Below are 4,331 nucleotides of genomic sequence, written 5' to 3'. Positions count from 1 at the left end.
GACATATGAACGCAAGCGATCCGATCAATATTATCTGCCAAATCTTGCAGGGAGGGGGCCGTCCACATATGGCGCATGGTGGGATCGACCACCGGCGACACCTGCCACACCCGTCCGGCAAACTGCGTCTTGCTGCCGATCGGCGTCACCACCGCGCTGTTGCCGGGACGCAGCGTCGCCAGGTCGCCTTCGGCCATCTGTGCCTGCAGCTCCATCTCGCCATCCTTGGCCATACGGAACAGCACACCGCTGCCTGAACCGACAATCTGTCCCGGTTCAACCGCACGGGTCAGCACCAGCCCATTGGCCGGCGCGCGAATATCCAGGCGCCCCGTGCGGGCGCGCTGCTCGGCCAATTGCGCGATGGCGACATCGACGCGGGCATTGGCGGCGTCGCGGGTTGCGGTGCGCTGGTCAATGTCAGCAGCGCTGATGAATCCGCGCCCCACCAGGGCCTTGGCCCGATCAAGCTGCGCCTGCGCGAGCTTCGCATCGGCCCGCGCCACTTCGACCTGGGCAGCAAGCGAGCGGACCTGTTCAACCTGAACCGATCGTTCAATGATCGCGAGCGGTTGACCCGCGCGCACCCAGTCGCCCGGCTGCACCAGCACACGGCTGACCATCCCGCCTTCGCCGATGACGCCGACAGGCATATCGACCCGCGCGGCGAGCGAACCGTTGGCGGTCACGGTCCGGGCAATGGTCGATTGGCCGGGGCTGGTTACGGTTACCACCGGCACTTGTGCGGCAGGCGCGGGCGCTGCGGCATCACCACCCCGCATGGACATCCAGACCGCGACCGCGATCAGCACCAGCGCGACGATGCCGCCGACGATCAACAGCCTTTTGCGCCCGCTGCGCGATTCATCGTCGCCAATGGCGACCGACGAGTCGCTCAAGACCTGGGTTTCGTAATTCATCCCGATTCCATCTTTCCGGCGCTTCGCCATGCAGCGACTGTGTTATATGAATATAGCACCTGCCTCAACCCCCAATATCATGGGGCTGGCCGTAAGAGCAATGTGCCATCGGGGGACGCGGATCGGATGATATAGTTCGTTACGATGTCATATCATATTGCCAAACTCGCCTGACTATGTCGCTATGGCGGAAGGTGCGGGGTTTGGCAGAGGAGCGCGCCATGGATTTACTGGGATGGGTTGTCATCGGCCTGCTGGCTGGGGCGCTTGCGAAATTGATCATGCCAGGGCGCGATCCCGGTGGGTGTATCGTCACCATGCTGCTCGGCATTGCAGGATCGCTGCTGGCCGGATTTCTGGGTAGGCTGGCGGGCCTGTATGCGCCGGGACAGGGTGGCGGATTCATTGCTGCCGTCCTGGGCGCGATCATCATTTTGATCGTCTATCGCTTTTTCGCCGCCCGGCGATAGCGCCCCTTTGCCTTCACACACATATTGGTCAACGAAAAAGGGCCGCGCTTTTCGCAAAGCGCGGCCCTTCTGGGCAGATGGTCAGGAAGGGCGCGTTAGCGCACCGAGCCGCGACGCACCAAGTTGATGATCGCCAGCAGAATGATCGCACCGACCAGCGACACCAGGAAGCTGTAAAGCGTAATGCCTTCGTTGATCGAACCACCGCTGAAGATCAGCCCGCCGATGAAAGCACCGACGATGCCGACGACGATGTTCAGCAGGATGCCCTGCTGCGCGTCAGTGCGCATGACCATGCTAGCCAGCCAGCCAACGACGCCACCGATGATAAGCCACAGAATGATGCCCATGATAATCTCCTTGAACCACGCCCCCTGCGGGTTGGGTAGCTGTTCAACGGGGCACAGCGCATCTCGTTCCATCGCATAAAAATGATTCCGCCCCTGCAACCATCCCGGCTTTGCGCCGTTAGAGCGCGCCGCTGCCATTGCACGAAAAAGGCCGCCGAAGCGATGCTTCGACGGCCCTTGCCAATCCTGTCCCGCCGACAAGCGAGGATTCAATATTTCTGCTGCCGCTCATAGAGAGACTTATAATATTGGATGCGCGTGACGCGCAGCCCGTGCATGCCCGACCGATCGACCGCGCGCTGCCAGCTAGCAAATTCCTCCAGCGTCAGATTATAGCGGGCGCACGCCTCATCGACGCTCAGCAGCCCGCCATTGACGGCGGCGACCACCTCAGCCTTGCGCCGCACCACCCAGCGCGTCGTATCCGCAGGCGGCAGGCTATCCAGCGTCAGGGGTTCTCCGAGCGGCCCGACGACCTGGGCAGGCCTGATTTTCTGGTTCTCGATCATTCTTAACCCTCAACTTGCGGCATTTGGTGTTGCAAAATCCAACGACGGAACCCTGTTTGCGCTTCAGCCCTGAACATCGACTAAAGCGCCACGGTAAACGCCATCTTCATCTTCCTTGCCCCCCGGCTAGACGGCTCGCGACGAGCGGATTGAAACTTCCCGCGAGACGAACGGCCTCGATCATGCCGCCGGAACGTGGCGCAAACACTGCCGCCAGTTCCTGAACCCAGTCTTCCTGTTCGCCCTGCCCCCGCAGGACGCCCGCAACCGCCTGCGCCGTCGGACTGGCCGCCTGTGCAGCCGCGCAAGCGGCTCGCAGGAACGGCCAGACCGGCATGCGCGGTCGGTCGATGGCTCTGGCATGGACGGGCTTAAGCCCGCTTGCCCGAAGGAAACTAAGGTCCATGCCCTCTTTCTAGGTGGCAATGGATAAGGGTCCGTAAACTCGGACAATCGCTTCGTCGCATAGCGCGGCAGGCTATCGCATCACTCGCCACTGGCACCGCAGGCGCGCCGGGAGTATAGGCGCAACCATGCAGCCAGAATTTCAGCTACCCCAGCCGCTCGACGCGCGGCGCATTGTCGTTGCCATGTCCGGCGGCGTGGACAGTAGCGTCGTCGCCGCGCTGGCCGCAAAAACCGGCGCGGAAGTCATTGGCGTGACGCTCCAGCTTTACGATCATGGCGCGGCGGTGGGCCGCACTGGCAGTTGTTGCGCGGGCCAAGACATACGCGACGCGCGCGCCGTCGCCGACCGCATCGGCATCGCCCATTATGTGTTCGATTATGAAAGCCGTTTCCGCGAGTCGGTGATCGCCGATTTTGCCGACGAATATATGGCCGGGCGCACGCCCATCCCCTGCGTCAAATGCAATATGGGGGTGAAATTCACCGACCTGTTCCAGATCGCCCGCGACCTGGGCGCTGATTGCCTCGCCACCGGCCATTATGTCCGCCGCATGGAAGGGCCGCAGGGCGCGGAACTGCACCGTGCCGCCGACCCGGCGCGCGACCAGAGCTATTTCCTGTTCGCCACCACGCAGGCGCAGCTTGATTATCTGCGCTTTCCTTTGGGGGGATTGCCCAAGCCGATGGTGCGCGAAATCGCGGCGGAACTGGGGCTGGCGGTCGCGCTCAAGCCCGACAGCCAGGACATTTGCTTCGTCCCCGATGGTGATTATGCCAAGATCGTGCGCAAGCTGCGCCCTGACGCGGATGCGGGTGGCGACATCGTCCATGTCGATGGCCGGGTGCTCGGTCGGCACAAGGGCATGATCCATTTCACCGTCGGCCAACGCAAGGGGCTGGAGATTGGTGGCCAGCCCGATCCGCTCTACGTCATCCGCCTGGATGCGGCGGCCAAGCGCGTGATCGTGGGACCAAAGGCCGCGCTGGCGGTATCGGGCGCGACGCTCACCGACATCAACTGGCTGGGCCGCGATTTTGCCGGGCCATTGACGGCGAAGGTGCGGTCGATGGCCAAGCCCGTGCCTGCGCGGCTGGTGGACGGACAATTGCTGTTCGACGCCCCGGAATATGGCGTCGCGCCGGGACAGGCGGCGGTGCTCTATGATGGCGACCATGTGCTGGGCGGCGGCTGGATTGCGGAGACGCAAAGCGCGATGGTGGAAGTGGCTTAATATCCACCCACCCCGTCATGCCGGGCTTGACCCGGCATCCCGCTTTCTTTTGGCGCAACAGAAAGAAGCGGATCCCGGCTTTCGCAGGGATGACCATTAACTCTTAAATTACTCGTAATAAACAACATTTTTTGGTATCATTCTCTGCACAACACCCGCACAGCGACGGTAAATCAATCACCTACGCCGCCGTTCTGCACAGAAACTGCACAGAGAGTGAGGCATCGCATGGCAATGGATACAGGCAAGGGAGGCTTCATCAAGGACAAACAGGAGTTGAAGCCCGGTTTGATTATCTTTCGCCGGTCGGACGTGCAGCACAGCAACTGGTATTGCCGGGTGAAGGTGCCGAACGTGGACCGCTATAAGTGCCTGATTCAGAAGTTTCTCAAGCGAAGCAATATCTTGCGGTTCTGCGCGTGAGCATGCGGATTGAAGCGAT

General features: G+C 61.8%; 7 protein-coding genes. 3 read left to right on the top strand and 4 right to left on the bottom strand.

From position 1 onward, the window contains the following. The coding region (locus tag V2I08_RS20140; protein WP_349636537.1) for an efflux RND transporter periplasmic adaptor subunit at window positions 1-920 on the bottom strand (920 nt) is incomplete at its 3' end. A 221-nt stretch (window positions 921-1,141) separates the two neighbouring features. On the opposite strand from V2I08_RS20140, the gene V2I08_RS20135 reads away from it, so the two are divergent. Continuing rightward, window positions 1,142-1,390: a GlsB/YeaQ/YmgE family stress response membrane protein gene (locus V2I08_RS20135; protein WP_349636536.1), complete on the top strand. Its 249-nt coding sequence runs from the start codon at window positions 1,142-1,144 to the stop codon at window positions 1,388-1,390. Between the two features lie 95 nt (window positions 1,391-1,485). Here the strand turns inward: V2I08_RS20135 and V2I08_RS20130 are convergent, their stop codons facing one another. The 3 genes from V2I08_RS20130 to V2I08_RS20120 form a co-directional block, all read right to left on the bottom strand. Beyond that, a complete protein-coding gene (locus V2I08_RS20130) occupies window positions 1,486-1,740 on the bottom strand; it encodes a GlsB/YeaQ/YmgE family stress response membrane protein (RefSeq protein WP_349636538.1) in 255 nt (84 codons plus the stop codon). A 209-nt stretch (window positions 1,741-1,949) separates the two neighbouring features. Further along, window positions 1,950-2,249: a DUF1153 domain-containing protein gene (locus V2I08_RS20125; RefSeq protein ID WP_310224251.1), complete on the bottom strand. Its 300-nt coding sequence runs from the start codon at window positions 2,247-2,249 to the stop codon at window positions 1,950-1,952. A 106-nt stretch (window positions 2,250-2,355) separates the two neighbouring features. Next, window positions 2,356-2,655 carry a hypothetical protein gene (locus tag V2I08_RS20120; RefSeq protein ID WP_349636535.1) on the bottom strand — a complete coding sequence of 100 codons (300 nt, stop codon included), beginning with the start codon at window positions 2,653-2,655 and terminating at the stop codon, window positions 2,356-2,358. Between the two features lie 127 nt (window positions 2,656-2,782). Between V2I08_RS20120 and mnmA the strand changes: the two genes are divergently transcribed. Together mnmA and V2I08_RS20110 are read left to right on the top strand one after the other, a co-directional pair. Continuing rightward, entirely contained in the window at window positions 2,783-3,889 is a 1,107-nt protein-coding gene (gene mnmA / locus V2I08_RS20115; protein WP_349636534.1) for a tRNA 2-thiouridine(34) synthase MnmA, read from the top strand. A gap of 228 nt (window positions 3,890-4,117) precedes the next feature. Further along, complete coding sequence (locus V2I08_RS20110) at window positions 4,118-4,312, top strand: hypothetical protein (protein WP_349636533.1); 195 nt, start codon at window positions 4,118-4,120, stop codon at window positions 4,310-4,312. Window positions 4,313-4,331: the final 19 nt, after the last annotated feature.

The sequence above is a fragment of the Sphingobium sp. MK2 genome, assembly GCF_040170545.1.
Classification (GTDB): domain Bacteria; phylum Pseudomonadota; class Alphaproteobacteria; order Sphingomonadales; family Sphingomonadaceae; genus Sphingobium.
The sequence above is the reverse complement of the archived record's forward strand: the minus strand, read 5'-3'. Positions and strand labels throughout refer to the sequence as shown.